We start from the raw sequence: 18,973 nt of genomic DNA, 5'->3' as shown, positions 1-18,973 counted from the left end.
ACATACAACGCTCGTTCAGAAACCCCGCTTTTGTTCATAAAAAGTCGTGGCCCACTGCTTCTACGAGAATCCGTGTACAGCGAATTGCCGCTCTCTATAGGTAAGCTAACTCTTTGCAAAATTTCTGGGGAAATCGGCCGTTAAGGGGAAACGAAGATGAAATACCTGCGCTCTGGCAGGCATTTCGTCTTCATGGGGTCAGAAATGAGAAAAAAACGGCCGTTTCGCATGCTTCCCACTCGCATTACGCATTTCTCGGCGTTTGAAATGCTTGGTTCAGTAGAGGCTTTCTAACGGATAGGCTTAACGCTATAATGATGTTATGAACGAACTAATCCCAAGGCAAGAACATGCCCAGCAAACTAGAGAATTGAATAAATGGATGTACATCGTGCTTGCTGCAGCGCTGGCATTACGTGTCTACTATATCGTTACCAATACATTTCCGCCGCTGGAGGGAGATGCCTTTGGCTATGACAAGATGGCCAGGCAGTTTCTGGAGACCGGTGTGCTCGGATATTTGAAGACGACACCGAATGCTTTTGTTATGCCTGGGTTTCCTGTGCTGCTATCGTTGGTGTACCTTGTATTCGGAACGAATCTGATCTGGTTTCAACTCTTGCAAGTCATATTTAGTGTGATCACGATCGGTGTTGTATATAAAATCTCTCGAAAATTTATGAAGGAAAGCTATTGTTTGTTGTGTGCGGCAATTATGGCGATATATCCAAGCTTTATCTACGCCAATGGACTCTTGTTGACGGAGGTCAGCTTTACGCTTCTGACCGCCTTGTTCTTCTGGACTTTATTACTGGGTATTGAGAGCGGCCGCAGGTATCATTATGTATTAAGCGGAGTTTGTTTAGGATTGAGCGTCATGTTCAGACCAACGCTGGCTACGCTTATCATTCCGATCATCGTGTACTTTATCCTGATAATTCCCTCCAGGAAGCGAATCTATCAGGCGATTGTCTATGTAGGTCTGAGCTCATTCGTCATCGTATTGCCATGGTGGATCAGAAACTTTTTGCTGTATGGCGAAATTGTTCTATTCACGACATCCGGAGGCAACCCGCTTCTGTGGGGCGTGCATCCCTACCTGATCGGTGTGTTGGATACATTTGATGCTATCTATAAGTTGAACGCGGACGAGCTTGCACGCAATCGGCTGTGGTCGGCCAAGGCCAGGGAGATGTTTGCGGCGCAAATAGACAACGTACTATTTATCAAATGGTTTGTGTTTGGAAAGATGAATTTATTCTGGAAGCTGCCGTGGGTTGAGAATGGCGAGATTGCCCATCTATTGGAGAAGCTTAGGAATCCGCTGCATCTCGTTCTGGTTATTGGCGGTTGGATTGGCATTTGGCTTAGCGTCATTCGCAGAAGCCCGCTGCAATGGATCGCAGTTGTGGTGATTTCATATACGATTCTGCATCAAGTTATGCTGTCCATACCCAGATATGCTTTCCCGGTCATGCCTTATGTCATTGTTATGTTTGTCTATATGTTATCCTCTGTTAATGATCTGGTCAGGAAGAGGTTCGCCCGATGATGCGTAAAATTGGTTTAGTCCTTGCAACGATATGCGTGCTGATGGTAATGGGAGGTCTTCTGTTAAACCGGGACAAGGAAGAGCTTCGCTGGAAGCAGAGCGGAAGTGTAGAACTGACACATGACGTGTATACCAATTTGAATGAGTGGGCGGCATCCGGCATTGAGAAGAATGGAGAATGGATATCAACAAGCAATGATCCGATTCTGCTTAGTCCCCTCTTTGCGTTAGCGGATGCGAAGCAAACCTACCTTCATATGGAGATGGTCACCGGCAGCGACCGGGTTCAAGTGTTCTGGAGAGGGCAGAATGAGGGCTTTGCAGAAGAACGAAGCAAAGTGTTTAACAGCGACTCTGCCTTGGAAGTAATGATTGATGGAGATGTCGAACAGATCCGTATCGATCCGGCTGAACAGCCGGGCGTCAGCTTTACCGTTCATCAGGTCGATGTGAAGAAATACGAGTAGGGAGCTTAAAATGGATGCGTATGAGGAAGCCGCCAAACACAAGGGCTTTAATTGGGTTGGCGGCTTTTTTGTTCAGGCGCGGCGTTCAGTAGTTCGGCTGAATGTTATTGGATAGGCTTGAGTGATTCGACTTCGGATTCGGACAGACCACTTGCTTTGGCGATAACGGAAGCTTCAATTCCCATCGAGAGCATGTTTTTGGCGATAGCTATAGCTTTTGCATGTTCTCCTTCAGCCCGGCCCTTCTTCAGCCCTTTTTCCGTAGCCCATTCAATCATTGAAGCTTCGTCATGCAAATACTTTTGCCGCTCCTCATATAAACGTCGGGCTTCCCGATCCTGGCTGAGAAACTCCAGCGTATCCATTGCTTTCTTCAAAGTCGGTTCATTCATCTTCAGCACCTCCCAATTCGATTTGTCGGCCCCTTCAGGAACAGCAACCAATTAATCAAACCACCTTCTACCGGAACAGACTGATCATCCAGCTTGGAGAGTTCGATAAAATGAACTTCGATATCATCGCTCAGTTCAATACCCGTATGGTCTTCTCTTAGGTGGAATACGTTGTGATAACGCTCATTCGGAATAAATGAGTAATTCAAAATATTAATAGTAACGCATTTTTTAAGCTCTTTGTAAGTCTGCCCTTCCTGCAACTGGCTGGAGTATCGTTTGCTCCAGTAGTAAAGCGTACGCTTCTCGATATCGTATTTGTTGAAAAGCTGCATCTCGATATTGATCAATTTGCCTTCGGATGTCTTCGCCCATATGTCAAAAATGGACTGTTTATCGAGAGGGGCATCTTTTTCAGTGTACGGATTGAGCAGCACAATTTCTGTCAATGGCGGCTCGCCAGATTCGGCAAAGTGCGATTCAGGAAAGCAAGCAGCACATCTTTATTTTCCTCACTCCCAAAGATTCGTTTGAATACGAAATCATTCCGAGGGTCGAGCAATTCCGGCATCTGACAATCAACTCCATTTCTTCTTATTATACCATGCATGGGGTGCGTCTTTGTAGGTCAGCAGCTTCAGCCGAAAAAGCTTATTCCTATATTGTTGTGCTATGTCACTTTATGTTCCAACGCTCCCTGATTCTAATAATGACCTCGGGAATAACGAGCAGCAGCGCAATGGAGCTGTATATGCCGATTGTGTAGCTGACTGCATATTCGTAGCCGAAGCCGTTATGACAAAGAAAGGCTGTGAGATGAATCAGCATGTTCGTGAAGCAAAAGGCGTAACTTCGCATCATCCAGCTCCGGTGCCGGGATACCCGCTTCTTTTTAATTTGGACAAGCGCTGTAACGGTTATAAACAGCCAAATCATATTAAGCGCATTGAACCCCATACTGCTGATCTTCCCTCCTGTTGCGTAAGGGGCCATGTACCCGGAAGTCAGCACTACAGCAAGGACGGATATTAGATAAATATAGCCGTTTATACGATGGAACTTGCGGCTTTTCTCAAACAGAACTTTAGAAAAGTTGAGCAGCCCCGCCGCCATGGCGATGCAGGCAAATGCAACATGTATGTACATAACGTTTAACCATATTGGCAGCTTCAACTGACGGCTCAGTCCGGTTTTTTGACTTAGAAATTTCTCGGCTCCGGGATCAATAATATAATTGTTGACCAAGGCGTAAAGGATAAAAACAATCGAAATACAGGCTAAAACGCCGTATGGAATATTGCGTTTCTTCATCATATCCAAATCCTCCATATAGTCAGGAAACCCGCATTCCTGTTCAGTTAGATGACGGTACCCCTTCGGTACTGCAATGAAAGCATACCAATGAAAAATCTCGAACGAGGCTGTAAAAAAGTCACAAAACAATAAACAATTCATCACAAAATGAAAAGTTCCGTTTTCTATTCAGGAAAAATGATAAGCTTAATCTGTAATCATATTGGAATCATTCATGCAGGAACAATGATAGGCTTAAAGGTGGCGGTAATCATGAACGAATTAAAAACGATTTTGGTCGTGGATGATGACCAGAGTATCGTTGAACTGTTGAGGGATTTTCTGGAAAATGATAATTTCCAGGTGGAAATCGCGCGTGATGCCGCAGAAGCGCTTGCTGTCTTCCAGCAGCGTGCCATTCATTGCATGGTTGTTGACATTATGATGCCGGGAATAAACGGCTTTGAATTATGTCGGCGAATTCGCGCGGAGAGCAGCGTTCCTATTCTATTCCTGAGTGCGCGAAGCGACGATGTAGACAAGATTCGGGGACTGACGCTCGGCGGCGATGATTATATCGTCAAGACGGCTTCGCCTGGAGAGATTGTCGCCAGAGTGAAGGCTGTATTGCGACGTACCGGCTCTCAGCAGGAGACGGGCAGAGACATGCTGAATTATGGAGGCTTGCAAATAAACTTATCTGCGCGCGAAGTGTTTGCAGAAGGACAACGGATCTCGCTCACACCAAAGGAATTTGAACTGCTGCGGCTGTTCGCCGAGCATCCGGGACATGTTTTTTCTTACGATCAATTGCTAGACAAGTTTTGGGACGGCGTGGGCGATAAGCATACGATCCGGGTTCATCTTAGCCGGCTGCGCGAAAAAATCGAATCTGACCCGAATGCCCCCAAATTGTTGATTAACGTATGGGGCGTCGGATATCGGTTCGAGGGAGGATAATATGAGGACGCTTCGCATTCGCCGCTTTACGGTGCTTGGTTTATTGTTCATCTTTTCGCTGCCGTGGATATTTTTTGTTGCCGCACATTTTATGCAAACTAATACGTTAAGTCTTGGCGAGGATCAGCCGCAAGATACAAAGCTGAAGCAGCAACTGACCGGGATGATTCAACGGATTGAATCAGGCGCAGGCAGCTGGACCGATCCGAATTGGCAGAACCAATTGCAAATTCAATTGCGGGAAGCGAACATGGCTGCGGCTATTATGGACGCCTCGAATGAGGAGATATATCGATTCAAGCCAGAGCGCAGCCGAGCATGGTCGAAGTCAGAACAGTTCTCCATTATTGAGGACGGCAGGCTGCTTGGAAGAGTTGTCCTTTACATGCCGAATTCGAATTCAAATGCAGTTTCATTGATTGCGGCGTTTGCCGGACTATTGCTCGCTTTATTTATTGCAGGTGCCGGAATGCGAAGGTACATGCTTAAACCGCTCGACACAATGAGCATTGCCGCTCGGCAAATTGCTGCGGGCGATTGGAATGTCCAGCTGCCCTCGGCAAGAATTACAGAGATTGCCGAAGTGCGCGACGGTTTCAACATGATGGTGCAGGGACTTCGACTGTCACATCAGAAACAAGCGGAGCTTGAGGAAGAACGCCGCTTCGTCATTGCTGCTGTCGCGCATGATTTAAGGACTCCATTATTTTCATTGCGAGGTTATTTGGACGGCATAGAGCAAGGAATAGCGCAATCACCGGAGAAATTGGCCAAGTATGTGGCGGTTTGCAAGGAAAAATCTGCGCAGCTGGACCTTCTGGTAGAGGAGCTGTTCACTTTTACAAAGATTGAATATTTGGAAGCAGAGCTTAGCGCAAGCGCGATAAACCTTAGAACGATATTGCAGAAGGCGATTGACAGCCTGAAACCATTAGCCGGGAAAAAGCAGATTTCATTGATCATGAATCATGCTGCAGAAGATTTCGAAATTGCCGGCGATGCGCACTTATTGGAGCGCGCTATGAACAATTTGTTGGATAACGCCGTGAGACATACACCACCCAATGGCAGGATAGAGGTTCAATGCTGCAGGGAAGATCATAAAGCGGTTTTCACCGTCATGGATACGGGGCCGGGTTTCACCGTAAAGGAGCTTCAACGCGTATTTGAACCGTTATATCGGGGAGAAGTGTCGAGAAATCGATCAACAGGCGGAGCGGGCCTCGGCCTGACCATTTCCCGGAGAATTATTAGGCGGCATGGAGGCGAGCTTATCGCAGCCAACCATTCGGAGCAAGGAGCGCTGCTGTCGGGGTGGCTCCCTTTGGCTATCTGTTGAACCCACAATTTATGTAGTATGATTAGGAAGACAGTCAAATTCAAGGAGTTGAATTTATGAAGGAAAGCGAGAGATTGGAGCAACTGGAGAGCCTGATGCTTGTTGGGCGGGGCCATGAGCTTCAATCCTTTGCCGCAATACTGGGTGATGAATCCTTCTCCCACAAAATCATTAATGTATACGGTACGGCAGGCATCGGCAAAAGCTTTCTGCTCGATGAGTTTCAGCGGCAGGCGCGAATGGCCGGTGCGTGCCCCATCGCAATCGATTGCGAGCATTTGGTTAAAACTCCTGAAGCATTGTGCAGAGCTATTCTGCAAGTGCTTGATCGATCCGCCGCGAATGCAAGTTCCGCTTCTGCTGACATCGCGGAACAGTGCATTCGAACGCTTAATGGGGCTATGCCGGAGCGAACCGTCCTTTTTATCGATGTGTACGAACAGCTGGCAGCTATGGACCACTGGCTCCGCGACTATTTTCTAAAGCAGCTCCATCGGAGCATTCTTATTGTTATTGCGGGCAGGCATCCTTTGTCTGAGCCATGGTTCGTCTCTCCCGTCTGGAGACAGTTTATTCATCGGATGCCGCTAGCTGAGCTTGACTATCAATCGGTGGAACGATATGCAGGCTGCAGCTCTATTAACGATAACGAGCGGATACAGCAAATATGGCGGCACTCTAAGGGCCATCCCCTGACGATGTCGCTGGTTACTTATATTAGCCAACAATTGGATATGAATGAAACGGATACGCCGCTTGAGGACTATGGAAGTTTACCGTACATCGTCAATCAATGGCTGCGCGAGGTTCCTGATGACAGTCAGCGTGCGCTGGTTGAGACGGCGGCTCTTCTCCGATTCTTCAATCAGGAAAGTCTCTCTTTCGTTATGGATCGCGATATTGCCTTGTCCGAGTTTCACCAGCTGATCCGTTGTTCATTCATACGGAAGGTGGACAATGGGTGGACGGTTCACGCTCTGATGCGGGAGTTGATCAACCGGGAGCTGTTGTCGAGATCCCCTGATCTGTTCGAGGACAGGCGAACTCGCGTGCTGCATTATTACTATGACAAGCTCCATCATGCTACAAATCCGCTTGCGGTAGAGCAAGAAGCGACCGAATTGCTGTATGTGATCGGAGATGCTGCCCTTCGCGCGTTCATCCATTGGTTTGACATGTCCCCTAGCCGCTTCAATCACGTGGGCACAGCCGATAAGAGCGAGATTGAGGCCTACATGCAGAGACGGCACAGCGAGGCAAAAGATATCAAGGTGGAGTTGAACGATCCGCATACGAACCGATGCTTCGACATTAGCATCACGGCGGAGGAGAGCGGCTATACGCTGCGGAACTTGAATCTGGACGCCTTAATGGCGCTCGACAGCGACGTCTTCTGGACAATGAAGGATCCATCAGGCGCTATGATCGGCCTGGCGGTCATTATCCCGATTAATCGGAGAACGCTGCCTTATTTGCAGCAAAGCATGCGCTCGGCGCCTTTTTTCAACGGCCTTGCACCCGAACAAACGAAAGCGATGGCGGTGCCGGAGACGATGCGTTCAGGCTGGTTTATCGAAACGATCGATACGCTTGACTTCGGCAATCCGATGCAGCAGGCGGCAACCGGCCATTTGCTGTATGCGATGATGCTGACGGGTGAACTGATTGTAGAGTCGCCTGCCCCGCTTCCATACTTCATCATGGCGCATGAAAGCCTGGGCTTCGAACGGGTTCAGAACGCTGTTCATTACGGCTATGACGGCGTCACGCCGACTCCGACGTTCGTATTCAATTGGAAAGGCGAGCAATTCATTCATTATATTCATCACATACTTAACCAGACGGAGCTTGGACGCAAGCTTCTGTCGGCTAAAGAAGCAGAAGAGCCTGCCCGTCATGCTGTTATGCCGAATGTCGATCCGATTCTTGCGCATCCCGAGCTGACGCCCCGGGAGAAGGATGTGGCCAAGCTTCTGGAGAAAGGGCTCACCAATGCCGAGATCGCTGCTGCTTTGTATGTGAGCGAAATTACAGTGAAGAAGCATATGACCTCGATGCTAGGCAAGCTGAACGCAAGCAATCGGACCCAATTGCTGAAGAAACTGCTGGAGCCCTCGCTATAAACCTGAAGGGGCTGTCCGGAAAGTCCTTTTTGGAAAGCTCAGCTCCTGCTTTAAGAAGTTGAACGATGTGGAATGCCTGCGATCATGGGACTGCCCGCGTACTCCTCGCCAGAGGACGATTCCATCATTCGAACACCGAGACAAGCGAGATGTGGGCTAGACGAAACATGCGAAACGGCAGTTTTTTTCGCATTTCTGACCCCATGAAGGTGAAATGCCTGCCAGAGCGCAGGAATTTCGCCCTCGCTTCCCCTTAACGGCCGATTTTTCCTCAAATTCATGCACGATCGCAGGAATTTTACCATAAAGGCGACTTGTAACCGAAATTCATGCACATTCGCAGGCTTCCTCTTCGTCACACTGCCTTCATAACAGTTGGGGAAGGGGCAGTCCCCCAAATACACTAAAGAGATATACAATAAAAAGATGCTTCCAGTCCCACTTTTTAGCTTTTTTAGTGGTTTTGGAGGCATCTTTTTACATCATTTTAGACTAACTCAGTGCATGCTATTGGACTTTTCGGACAGCCCCTTTTATGAGTTAACAAGCAGCGGGTAACGATGGGGTTAGCCCGGGCAGCCGTATGGTGGTTTAGGCAAGCCTAACCGATCCAGATTGCTGCACACAACGCGCTGCCAGTAGGCCAATTGATCGCTGAAATCTTTGGCTGCATGCTGTTGGACGATGCTCATCGATGCTGTAGCTGCAGCAACGGTCGGGTTGAATGACCAGTTCCAGTAGTCCGTACGGTCATAACGGCCGATCCACTTGCCGTCAACGCCGAACTTCTGCATGTTGGTTACGCCGATTACGGCGCCGTGCTGATTATGCAGCAGGATGAATACACCGCCCGTAAAGCCAGTCATCAGTACGTTGTTTTTCGTGCGGGTCATCACATCCATCTGTCCAGCAAGCGGTCCTGAGCGCTGCAGCGTTACATTCGTATACATGTTGCGTCCGCCGTCAGAGCTTTGCCACGATGATTGCTGCACCAGCGGCCCTTCACCTGTAAATGCGTTGATTGTCGAGACCGGGAATAGAACGAGCAGTGCCATGCAGGATAAAGTTATCATTGCCATTAAAGATTTGAATTTAGTTGTAATCATTATAATCCTCCTAGATATGTTTTCTTCATTTTATTGACCTTGCAGTTTACAAACAGCGCGTATCGACAGACATCACGACATCACGTTAATTCATGCGAAATGACCTCCTGCTTTCTTAAAGTTGCTGAACACATTAGTAAATATATAACAGGATAAAGGGAATGAATATTATACGAAGGTATACATAAAGGATAGTATCGGGTATATGGATGGCCTCATGCCAATGCTTCTTCGGTGTCCGGTAAAGCGCGCCGTCAATAGAACGATTTGATGAACCGCTCCCGCCCAAACATCACAAAATGATGCATTTTGCCCTCGATTCCGTTCCCTATTGGAAATGATGATATAATGAGGGCACCATACGCAAAGGGGAGAATGCTGATGCGGGGCTGGCTAGCTTTCTTCGTTCCCCATAAACTCAAATACCGGCTGTTTGCTGTGTTTGTCCTCGTCATTTTACTGCCTTTCAGCATATTGAACATTTACAACTACCAGAGAATCGAGACACTTGTGCAAAATAAAATTAGCGAGCAAAGCCATGAGCAGCTCGACAATTTGCATCGCACGCTGGAGGATCAGCTCAGCATCGCGTTTAAAACGCTTATTTTTCTGGAGCAGGACGCTGACGTACGCGATATTCTCCGGAATCCGGACAAGCGATCCGTGCTGGATAATAAAGCAGAGATGGAAAACAAGTTCAAAGGGCTGAACAACAGCTTTTTCCTATATAACCCTTCCGTGTATTTTACGCTGCTCGACGATCAAGGGCATGTCTATGCCTCTTACCAGCCCAGGTACACACTCGATTATGATCAAATATCATCGACTCCGTCGTTCGCCGAGATGAGAGAAAGCGGCGCTTCTTATTTCTGGGTCACCGATGACAACAATTATGTGTCGAGCGATATTTCCAAAAGTCCGACGCTATTGTCCCTCTATTCGGAACTTAAAGATAACCGGACCCGGACCTATGGCTGGGCGAGAGTCAGCATCGACTTTTCTTTCTGGTTCCAATCCGTCCTGCAGAAGCCGGCAAGCGATCAGACCTATTTTATTCTGTCGAGAAAAGGAGAAGTCATTGCCAAATCCGCTCTGGAAGCGAGTTTGTCACAGGAGGTCATCGGCGAGGTGAAGACTTCTCCGGCTAACGGTTACTGGACCGATAACGGCAATAACACGCTCGTCAACTACAGCTATTTGCCGTCATTGGACTGGTACATCGTGAATCAAATTCCGCTGGATGTCCTGTTTAAGGAAATCGAGAGCTTGAAGCAGCAATATTTTGTAACATTTTACGTCATTACGGCCGCTTTTATTGCTGTCGCATTTATGATTGCATATACGTTCACCAGACCGCTCTCCCATATGCAGGCCAAGATGAAGGACGCGGTGCGCAAGGATCTCAGAATCCGCTTGCCGGAGAAAAATTACAAGGGTGAAGTTCTGGAGCTGACGAGAACCTTTAATGCGATGATGGTCGATATGAACGGACTCGTTCACCGGCTCAAAGCAGAAGAAAGGCAGAGGGATGCCGTTCACTTCCAGATGCTGCTCGCTCAAGTCAATCCGCATTTTCTGCTTAATACGCTGAACACGATGAAGTGGATTGGAATGCGCAGCAAAAACGAGGATATTGTGGAAATATGTCTGTCGCTCGGCAAACTGCTGGAGACAAGCCTCAATTCCGACGTCGATCTCATTCATCTGAAGGATGAAATCGAGCTGACGAAAGCGTTTATTTATATCCAGCAGGTCAGATACAGCAATAGCTTCGAGGTGGAGTTCAGCTACGAGGAGGATATTCAGTATGCGCTGGTACCGAAGCTGAGCCTGCAGCCGCTTGTGGACAACGCCATCCGCCATGGCATTTCGCATCTGGACAGCGGGGGGCGGATTTATATCCGGATGGGGCTTGCCGACAAGAACTCAGCGCAGCTTGTGCTGGAGGTTGAGGATAACGGCATCGGCCTGGAGCAGTCAAGGCTGAACCAGGAGGCGGGCCGCAAGCGTCCGGGCATCGGGCTTGCCAATGTGCGCGAAAGGCTGCACCTGTTGTTTAAGGATAACGCGGCTCTGGAAACGATACCGCTCGAACAGGGGACGTTATGCCGCATGACCTTGCCATTTCTGTTGTCCGAGCCATACGCCAATAACGACCGATAACATCCAGTTACAGAAGAGGGGGATGTTTCATGTGGAAGGTCCTGCTTGTCGAAGACGAAACTTTTGTCCGCGAATCGGTGAAGGAAATTATTCAATGGGAGGACATGGGCTTCACGCTGACTGGCGAAGCGAGCAACGGGGAAGAGGCGCTGGAGATGATCCGCAAGCAACAGCCCGACCTCGTATTATGCGATATTGTCATGCCTAAGATGGACGGGCTTGAGCTTCTGAAGGAAACGAGGCGGGCCGGAATCGCCTCCAAGTTTGTTATGCTGACCTGCATGGGCGACTTCGAATCGATGAGGAAGGCGATGGAGTTTGGCGCATCCAACTATATTTTGAAGCTGTCGATGAGCGTCAAGGATCTGCGGGAGACGCTGGCCAAGATTAGCGCAGAGCTGTCCTCGTCCACTTCCAAGCCTGCGGCCATGTCAGCGGCCGAAGAGACCGCAGAGCGAATCACGCATCCCGAAGTGAAGAAGATCATCCTATATATCGATGAACATTACGATGAAGAAATCACGCTTGCGTCCTTATCGCGGCATGTCATGATGGGTGAAAATTACGTCAGCGCTTTGTTCAAGAAGAAAACCGGGGAGACGCTGATCCATTATTTGCACCGCATTCGCATCGAGAAGGCGATTGAGCTGCTGCTGACGAGCGATTTGCCCGTTAATCAGATCGGCCAAAACGTCGGGTTTATGAATGACAACTATTTCATCAAAATATTCAAGCGGATAACGGGAACGACGCCGAGCCAATACCGCAATGCCAAATAGAACGATTTGGTCCAGAATGAAACGGGAAAGCGCTTGCAAATTGCATATTTATGTTCCATGCAAAACGTAATTTTGTTACTTCTACAGCCCGCCGCTGTCTTGTTATCCTTGAGGTGCAGCACGAATTCAAGACATTCAAGGAGGTCGTCGATTGTGAGAAGAAAAAGATTATTCACCAGCATGGTTTCGCTCGTTCTTCTTATGGGGATATTGGCAGGGTGTACGGGCAACGGCAACAACGGCAATGCATCGAAGCCGGGAGAGCAGACTCCGTCCGCCGGCACAGGGGACCCGATCAAGCTGAAAATGTGGGGAGGCGTGCCGCCTGAATCGGGGCCGCAGGGAGTCATCGATGCCTGGAACAAGGAGCATCCCGAAATCCAAGTGGAATACGTGCGTTTCGTCAATGATGATGAAGGCAATCTGAAGCTGGATACGGCGATGATGACGGGACAGAATGTCGACCTCTTCGTCAACTATACGATTTCGCAAGCGGGGAAGCGGATGGAATCCGGCCTGGCAGCAGATTTGAGCACATTCACTGACTATAATATCGATGAGAAAATGGGCGCCGACGCCAAGAGCTGGCAGATTGACGGCAAATATTACGGAATTCCAACGACCAAGAGCCCGTTTTTCGTAGCGCTTAACAAGGATGCGCTTGACGCAGCGGGTTTGAAGGTGCCGACGGACTGGACCTGGGACGAGCTGCGCGAATATGCGAAAAAGCTGAAATCCGGTGACGGCTACGGCTTCATCCAGCACACCGAGCCGTTTGTTGATCCGATCGATTCAGTGCTGTCGCAGGAGGGCTATACAAAAGCGGACGGCAACTCTAATCTGAATCATCCGCTCGTGAAGAAATGGCTGGAAACGTTGAATACGATGATGAAAGAAGACCAAACGACGCCTCCGCTCGGTGAGCAGCTGACGTCGAAGATGCCGGTCGAGCAAGAGTTTTTGAGCGGGAAAGTACCGATGCTCAATATCGGCGCATGGCTGCTTCGCAGCTCGAATAACTTTACGGACTTCCCGCGCGATTTCAAAATTGCGTTTGCGCCAGTGCCTAGACTGGTGGACAGCGCAGACGATTACGTGACGCGCGGCGGTCTTGGCGATTATATCTCGATTAACGCCAAGTCCAAAAATCAGGCGGCGGCATGGGAGTTTCTGAAATGGTATGCAGATGGAGGCATGGCCCCGATGGCTGCGGGCGGAAGGCTCCCGGCATCCAAAGACGCCGATCAGAAAACGGCGCTGGATAGCCTGCTTGGCGATAAAAGCAGCACGTACGATCTCGATTCTCTGATGTACGTCATGTTCGAAAACAAGACGCCGACCTACGTCAGGAGCTTGGCGCAAGAGGTTATGGACGTCCGCGCTCAGGAATATGAAAAGTATTTTCTTGGCTCGCAGTCTGCAGATGACACGATTGCCGCCATGGTGACAAGGCATAACGAGTATTTGAAGCAAAACAAATAGGGCGATGGCCCGCTAAGGAGGGAATTGCCGTCAACAGCGGTAATTCCCTTTTTTCTGGGAACAGGAGGGATGTTGTCATGTTATATGGTCAAGTCGAGCTCCATAACGTGGAGGAATTGGTGGAGGTGGGGGGGCGGCCCGGCAAGCTGATGCAGCGCGTGCCCGAATCGGTGCGTTCGGGCCTGCTTGAGCTCGGGAGCGAGCAAATTCGCAGGGCGGCCTCTATCGAGATCCGGTTCGCGGCGGAGTCGGGGGAGGCGGCTGTCACGATTGCCAGCTACGGCGGCAGCAGCAGGGTGCAGCTGTATTACGGCGATTATTGGATAGAGGAGAGCGAGGTGGGAGCGGAGCCGACAACGATTGTGATCAAGCAGCCGGTGCCGGGCTTTCAGTTCGACCCGCCGTGGCAAGGGCAAGTTCCAAGGCCGTCGTTCGGCGCGATCTGGCGGCTTGTGGTGCATGGCTTCGAGGTCCATCTGCTGGACATCACAGGCGCTGGCTTGCGGCCGCCCGAAGCGTATGAGAAGCCCGCGCTGACTTATTTGGCCTATGGCACGTCGATCACCTTTGGCCTTTCGGCTGCGACGCCCGATCTGTCCTATGTCGGACAAGCGGCCTGGCGGCTGGGACTCGATGCAGTCAATCTCGGCATGCCGGGCTCCGCTTATTGCGAGCCCGCAATAACAGAGCATATTGCAGGCAGGAACGATTGGGATATTGCGTCCCTATGCGTGTCCGTCAATATGCTGAATGGAGGCGTAAGTGTGGAGGAGTTTGAGGAGAAGGCGGGAATGATGGTACGAAGGATCGCCTTCGTCCATCCGGCGAAGCCGCTTGTATGCATCGGCTTGTTCCCAAGCTTTGCGGACTTTGGGTGGACGTGGCCGGGGCGCAATGTCCAAGCTTCCAGCTCGGAGTACAGGGAAGCGCTGAAGGGAATAGCGGAGGGGACGGGTCTTGGGAATGTCAGCTATGTGGACGGACGGGAGCTGCTGGATGATTGGCGCGGCTTGTCCCATGATTTGCTGCATCCCGGCAACAGCGGCATGATCCGTATCGGGGAGCGGCTTGCCCAGCGGATGCGGCCTCTGCTGCCAGGCGCGCAAGGATAGAACGATTTCATGCGAGCGATGTGGGAAACCGCCCTATGGGGCGGTTTTTTTGCGTGAAATCGTGAGATGAATCCGGTAATTTTGTTCATTACCGATCGTGGAGCCGGTTGATAAACTGGATGTATTCCATGAAGAAACGAGGATCAGACGCATGAATAACAACTGGATGAGAAGACAGCAGCTGCTCGGCTACATCTTTATCGGGCCCAGCATGCTCGGCGTATTGCTATTTTTCCTGATTCCGGCCGTGTATTCGTTCGGATTGATGTTCACGAATTACAAGTTCATGAATCCGAACGTCGAATTTGTCGGTCTGGACAATATCGTCCGGCTGCTGCATGACCCGATGTTCTACCTCTCGCTGAAAAACACGGTCCTTTTTCTGCTGGCGGTTCCGTTTTCCATCGGACTCGGTTTTGTGGTCGCGGTCGTGCTGAACCAGCGGATTTATTTGAAGAAGCTGCTTCGCGGGCTTTATTTTATGCCTTATATTACGAGCGGTGTCGCCGTGGCTTTCGTCTGGATGCTGCTGTTCCATCCGAAGCAGGGGCCGATCAACGGCTTGCTCCGCAGCATCGGCTTCGATAATCCGCCCGGCTGGCTCTCGACCACAACATCCTCAATGTTTGCCATCGACATCATCTGGATCTGGTTCCTGCTCGGCTACAACATGATCATCTATATGGCTGCACTGCAGGAGGTGTCGCCCGAGCTGCTGGAAGCGGCGAAGATGGACGGGGCGAAGCGGGGACAGATTCTGCGGCGGATCATTTGGCCGCTCGTCAGCCCGACGACCTTCCTGCTGCTCATTACAGGTCTGATCATGACGATCAAAACCTTCGGTATCATCCAAGCCATTACGCAAGGCGGACCGGGCAACAGCACCACGATTCTGTCGCTCTACGTCTACCAGAATGCGTTCCGATATTATGACATGGGCTATGCATCGACGATTTCCTGGGCGCTGTTTATCGTTATATTGCTCATTACTTTGGTGCAATGGATCGGTCAGAAACGGTGGGTTCACTACTAAGACGAAGAGAGGATGACATCAACGATGAATACGAAACGAGCCCAATCGGCTGACGTATTGAAGAGGTTCATCATTACAGTCGTCATGCTGCTGCTGGCGGTCGTGATGGTTATCCCTTTCTTGTGGATGATCAGCACGTCCCTGAAAACGCCGGCACAAGTGTTCGAATATCCAATTCGCTGGATTCCGGAGAATCTCACCTGGGAGCATCACATCAAGATATGGACAGGCCCGAAAAACTTCGCGACCTACTACTGGAACTCGCTCAAAATTTCGCTTATCGGGATGGTCGGAGCAACGTTTCTGTCAGCCTTCGCCGCATATGGCTTCGCCCGTATCCAGTTTAAGGGACGGAATGCTCTGTTTATGCTGTACTTGTCGATGATGATGATCCCGCCGCAGGTGCTGTTTGTTCCGAAGTTTCTGATGTTTGATTGGGCGGGCATCTACAACACGCATTTGGCGCTTATTTTGCCGGGGCTGTTCACGATATTCGGGGTGTTTATGCTTCGTCAGTTCTTCCTGTCCATTCCTAAGGATATTACTGAATCGGCGTTTATCGACGGCGCGGGGCATTTCCGGATTTTTTTCCAGCTCATCCTGCCGCTTGCGAAGCCCGCTCTTGCGACGCTTGCCATTATTGACTTCTCCTGGCAGTGGAACGATTACGAGAACGCGCTTGTGTTTCTGATCGACGAGCATTTGTATACGGTACCGCTCGGGCTGCAAAATTTTATTCTTGAGAACACGGTTGACTACAACGGAATGATGGCGGCTGCATCCGCAGGCATATTGCCGATGATTATCGTCTTCGCGATCGGTCAGCGTTACATTATTCAAGGCTTAACCAATTCAGCGGTCAAAGGGTGATAAATATGCGTCAAGAAACCATTCAGTCGGACATCACAATCGTCGGGGGCGGGTTGGCTGGTGTTTGCGCAGCGGTAGCGGCTGCGAGGCTGGGGAAAACAGTCTCGCTTGTCCATAATCGGCCTGTGCTTGGGGGAAACTCCAGCAGCGAAGTAAGGGTGTGGGTATGCGGGGCGACCGCTCACGGGACGAACCGGTATGCCCGGGAGACGGGGATTATAGGCGAGCTGTTTGTGGAAAACCAATACCGCAATCCGGAGGGCAATCCGTACCTGTGGGATTTGGTCATTCTGGAGACGGTGCGGGCGGAATCGAATATTCGGCTGTTTCTGAATACCGATGTGCATGAGGTGGAGGCCGACGGAGACGAGGAACAACGGATCATCAGCTCGGTTACGGGCTGGATGATGGGCTCGGAGCGGCAAATTCGCTATAAAAGCCCGTATTTCCTCGATTGTACGGGCGACGGATTGATTGGCTTTCTCGCAGGAGCGCGGTACCGGCTTGGCCGGGAAGCGAAGGATGAATACGGCGAGGCATGGGCGCCGGAGACGGCGGACGACATTACGCTCGGCAGCACGCTGCTTTTCTATACGAAGGACGCAGGCCATCCGGTCAAATTTGTCCCTCCCAGCTTCGCCAAGGATATTGCGCAGACGCCGATTCCGCTGAAGCGGGTTATCCGCAGCGGCGACTCCGGCTGCCATTATTGGTGGATCGAGTGGGGCGGAGAGCTCGATACGGTGCATGACAATGAGCGCATCCGCGACGAGCTGTGGTCGGTAATTTACGGCATTTGGGATTACATCAAAAATTCCGGGCAGTTCGATGCAGGCAATATGACGCTGGAGTGGGTCGGCTCTATTCCGGGCAAGCGGGAATATCGGCGCTTCATCGGCGACTATGTGCTGAACCAGAACGACATCATCGGTCAGCGCCAGTTCGAGGACCGGATCGCCTTCGGCGGCTGGTCGATTGATCTTCATCCGCCGCAGGGCATGTATGCCGCCGAGAGCGGCTCGAAGCATATGCACGCGGACGGCATCTACCATATCCCTTACCGCTCGCTCTATTCCGTGAACGTGAGCAATCTGCTGTTCGCCGGGCGCAACGTCAGCGCGTCCCATGTTGCGTTCGGGACGACACGAGTCATGGCGACCTGCGCCGTGATGGGCGAAGCGGCAGGTACAGCGGCCGCTTTATGTCTGGAGCTGGGCGTTTCGCCGCGCGGTCTGTATGCAAGGGAGCTGGAAGTGTTCCAGCAAACACTGCTGAAGCAGGACGCTTCCGTAATCGGCCTTGCGAATCGCGACGCCGCCGATCTGGCGCGCCGGGCGAAGGTTCGCGCATCGTCTGCGAGGAGGAGAATCGCTGTAGAAACGGGCGAGGGGCGATACACGCTCCTGCATGACGTTGGTATTCTGCTCCCGGTTGATCCGAAGCTGCACGGATTGGAGCTGCTTGCGGACGCTGCGGAGGATACGACGCTGACCGTGGAGCTGTGGGATACGGGCCTTCCCGAGAACTATGTGCCGCATCGGCTCATTTCAACAGCTTCAGCTATTGTTGCTATAGGGCAGAGCCAGTGGATTCCATTTCAGTTGGAGTGGGAGCCAGACCACCCGCAGAACGCCTTTGTCGTTATTCGGAGCAACGGGAAGATCGCGCTGCATCAATCTGCCGAGCCGTTCACTGGCGTGCTGGCGTTTGAACGCGGAGCGGCTCCCCATGCGACAGCGGAGCTGGAGGATCACGATCCGACCCAGCCGATCGTAGACTGGAGCATGAAGAAGCTTGTCCGTCGCCCGTTCTGCTTCCGGTCATTATCCGCTACGGAAGCCTATTCGCCGCGAAAGGCTGTTGACGGGTATAAGCGGCCTTACGGCGGCCCGAATGTGTGGGTGTCGGACGAGCTTGAAGCGGGAGGCGAGCAGTGGCTGGAGCTGAGCTGGGAGCATGCCATCGCTGCGGAAGAGATCATCATTACCTGGAATGACGACGTCAACGAGGATTTGATCAATCTTCACCATCATCGCACCTCATTCGAGATCATTCCCGAGCTGGCGAAGCATTATCGATTGGAAGCAAGAATAAGCGGGGAGTGGAAGACGGTGGTTGCGATCCGCGACAATCGGCGCCGGACGAACCGGATCAGGCTGGAGCGGCCTGTCGCAACCGACGCGCTGCGCATCACGGTCGAAGCGACAAACGGCTCGGCCTGCGCGGAGCTGGTGGAAGTGCGAGTCTACGGGGAATAGGCTTGGAAGGGACCATGACAAAGCAGTAAAAGCGCCCCTGCGGC

The 18,973-nt window shown here is 51.0% G+C and carries 14 protein-coding genes and 1 pseudogene; 12 read left to right on the top strand and 3 right to left on the bottom strand.

What is annotated here, in order from left to right:
* Window positions 1-370: 370 nt before the first annotated feature.
* Together K0T92_RS04325 and K0T92_RS04320 are read left to right on the top strand one after the other, a co-directional pair.
* Complete coding sequence (locus tag K0T92_RS04325; protein WP_219871136.1) at window positions 371-1,552, top strand: ArnT family glycosyltransferase; 1,182 nt, start codon at window positions 371-373, stop codon at window positions 1,550-1,552.
* On the top strand, window positions 1,549-2,019 hold the full coding sequence (locus K0T92_RS04320) for a hypothetical protein (RefSeq protein ID WP_219871135.1): 471 nt from the start codon (window positions 1,549-1,551) through the stop codon (window positions 2,017-2,019). The genes K0T92_RS04325 and K0T92_RS04320 overlap by 4 nt, the downstream gene beginning before the upstream one ends.
* Window positions 2,020-2,123: 104 nt before the next feature.
* Here K0T92_RS04320 and K0T92_RS04315 read toward each other — a convergent pair.
* Window positions 2,124-2,982: pseudogene (locus K0T92_RS04315) on the bottom strand (Rpn family recombination-promoting nuclease/putative transposase).
* Window positions 2,983-3,086: 104 nt separating this feature from the next.
* Window positions 3,087-3,722, bottom strand: coding sequence for a DUF2306 domain-containing protein (locus K0T92_RS04310; protein ID WP_219871214.1), 636 nt, complete (start codon window positions 3,720-3,722; stop codon window positions 3,087-3,089).
* Between the two features lie 255 nt (window positions 3,723-3,977).
* Here K0T92_RS04310 and K0T92_RS04305 point away from each other — a divergent pair, with 255 nt between their 5' ends.
* The 3 genes from K0T92_RS04305 to K0T92_RS04295 are packed head-to-tail and all read left to right on the top strand — an operon-like array spanning window position 3,978 to window position 8,126.
* On the top strand, window positions 3,978-4,664 hold the full coding sequence (locus tag K0T92_RS04305; RefSeq protein ID WP_219871134.1) for a response regulator transcription factor: 687 nt from the start codon (window positions 3,978-3,980) through the stop codon (window positions 4,662-4,664).
* Between the two features lies 1 nt (window position 4,665).
* A complete protein-coding gene (locus K0T92_RS04300; RefSeq protein ID WP_219871133.1) occupies window positions 4,666-6,003 on the top strand; it encodes a sensor histidine kinase in 1,338 nt (445 codons plus the stop codon).
* Window positions 6,004-6,059: 56 nt separating this feature from the next.
* Entirely contained in the window at window positions 6,060-8,126 is a 2,067-nt protein-coding gene (locus K0T92_RS04295) for a LuxR family transcriptional regulator (protein WP_219871132.1), read from the top strand.
* Between the two features lie 566 nt (window positions 8,127-8,692).
* Here the strand turns inward: K0T92_RS04295 and K0T92_RS04290 are convergent.
* On the bottom strand, window positions 8,693-9,232 hold the full coding sequence (locus K0T92_RS04290; protein ID WP_219871131.1) for a hypothetical protein: 540 nt from the start codon (window positions 9,230-9,232) through the stop codon (window positions 8,693-8,695).
* A 381-nt stretch (window positions 9,233-9,613) separates the two neighbouring features.
* Between K0T92_RS04290 and K0T92_RS04285 the strand changes: the two genes are divergently transcribed.
* The 7 genes from K0T92_RS04285 to K0T92_RS04255 all read left to right on the top strand — a co-directional run bounded on the left by K0T92_RS04285 (window position 9,614) and on the right by K0T92_RS04255 (window position 18,929).
* Window positions 9,614-11,395, top strand: a complete 1,782-nt coding sequence (locus K0T92_RS04285) for a sensor histidine kinase (protein WP_219871130.1) — start codon at window positions 9,614-9,616, stop codon at window positions 11,393-11,395.
* Window positions 11,396-11,424: 29 nt separating this feature from the next.
* A complete protein-coding gene (locus tag K0T92_RS04280; protein WP_219871129.1) occupies window positions 11,425-12,174 on the top strand; it encodes a response regulator in 750 nt (249 codons plus the stop codon).
* 153 nt (window positions 12,175-12,327) lie between these two features.
* Window positions 12,328-13,656, top strand: a complete 1,329-nt coding sequence (locus K0T92_RS04275) for an ABC transporter substrate-binding protein (protein ID WP_219871128.1) — start codon at window positions 12,328-12,330, stop codon at window positions 13,654-13,656.
* Window positions 13,657-13,733: 77 nt separating this feature from the next.
* The gene (locus K0T92_RS04270; RefSeq protein WP_219871127.1) at window positions 13,734-14,768 is read left to right on the top strand and encodes a GDSL-type esterase/lipase family protein; all 1,035 of its coding nucleotides are present in this window, start codon (window positions 13,734-13,736) and stop codon (window positions 14,766-14,768) included.
* A 151-nt stretch (window positions 14,769-14,919) separates the two neighbouring features.
* Window positions 14,920-15,801, top strand: coding sequence for a carbohydrate ABC transporter permease (locus K0T92_RS04265; protein WP_219871126.1), 882 nt, complete (start codon window positions 14,920-14,922; stop codon window positions 15,799-15,801).
* A 24-nt stretch (window positions 15,802-15,825) separates the two neighbouring features.
* Window positions 15,826-16,671 carry a carbohydrate ABC transporter permease gene (locus K0T92_RS04260; protein WP_219871125.1) on the top strand — a complete coding sequence of 282 codons (846 nt, stop codon included), beginning with the start codon at window positions 15,826-15,828 and terminating at the stop codon, window positions 16,669-16,671.
* A 5-nt stretch (window positions 16,672-16,676) separates the two neighbouring features.
* Window positions 16,677-18,929: an FAD-dependent oxidoreductase gene (locus tag K0T92_RS04255; protein ID WP_219871124.1), complete on the top strand. Its 2,253-nt coding sequence runs from the start codon at window positions 16,677-16,679 to the stop codon at window positions 18,927-18,929.
* The last annotated feature ends 44 nt before the right edge of the window (window positions 18,930-18,973 follow it).

This window comes from Paenibacillus oenotherae, assembly GCF_019443105.1.
Classification (GTDB): Bacteria; Bacillota; Bacilli; order Paenibacillales; family Paenibacillaceae; genus Paenibacillus_Z; species Paenibacillus_Z oenotherae.
The sequence above is the reverse complement of the archived record's forward strand: the minus strand, read 5'-3'. Positions and strand labels throughout refer to the sequence as shown.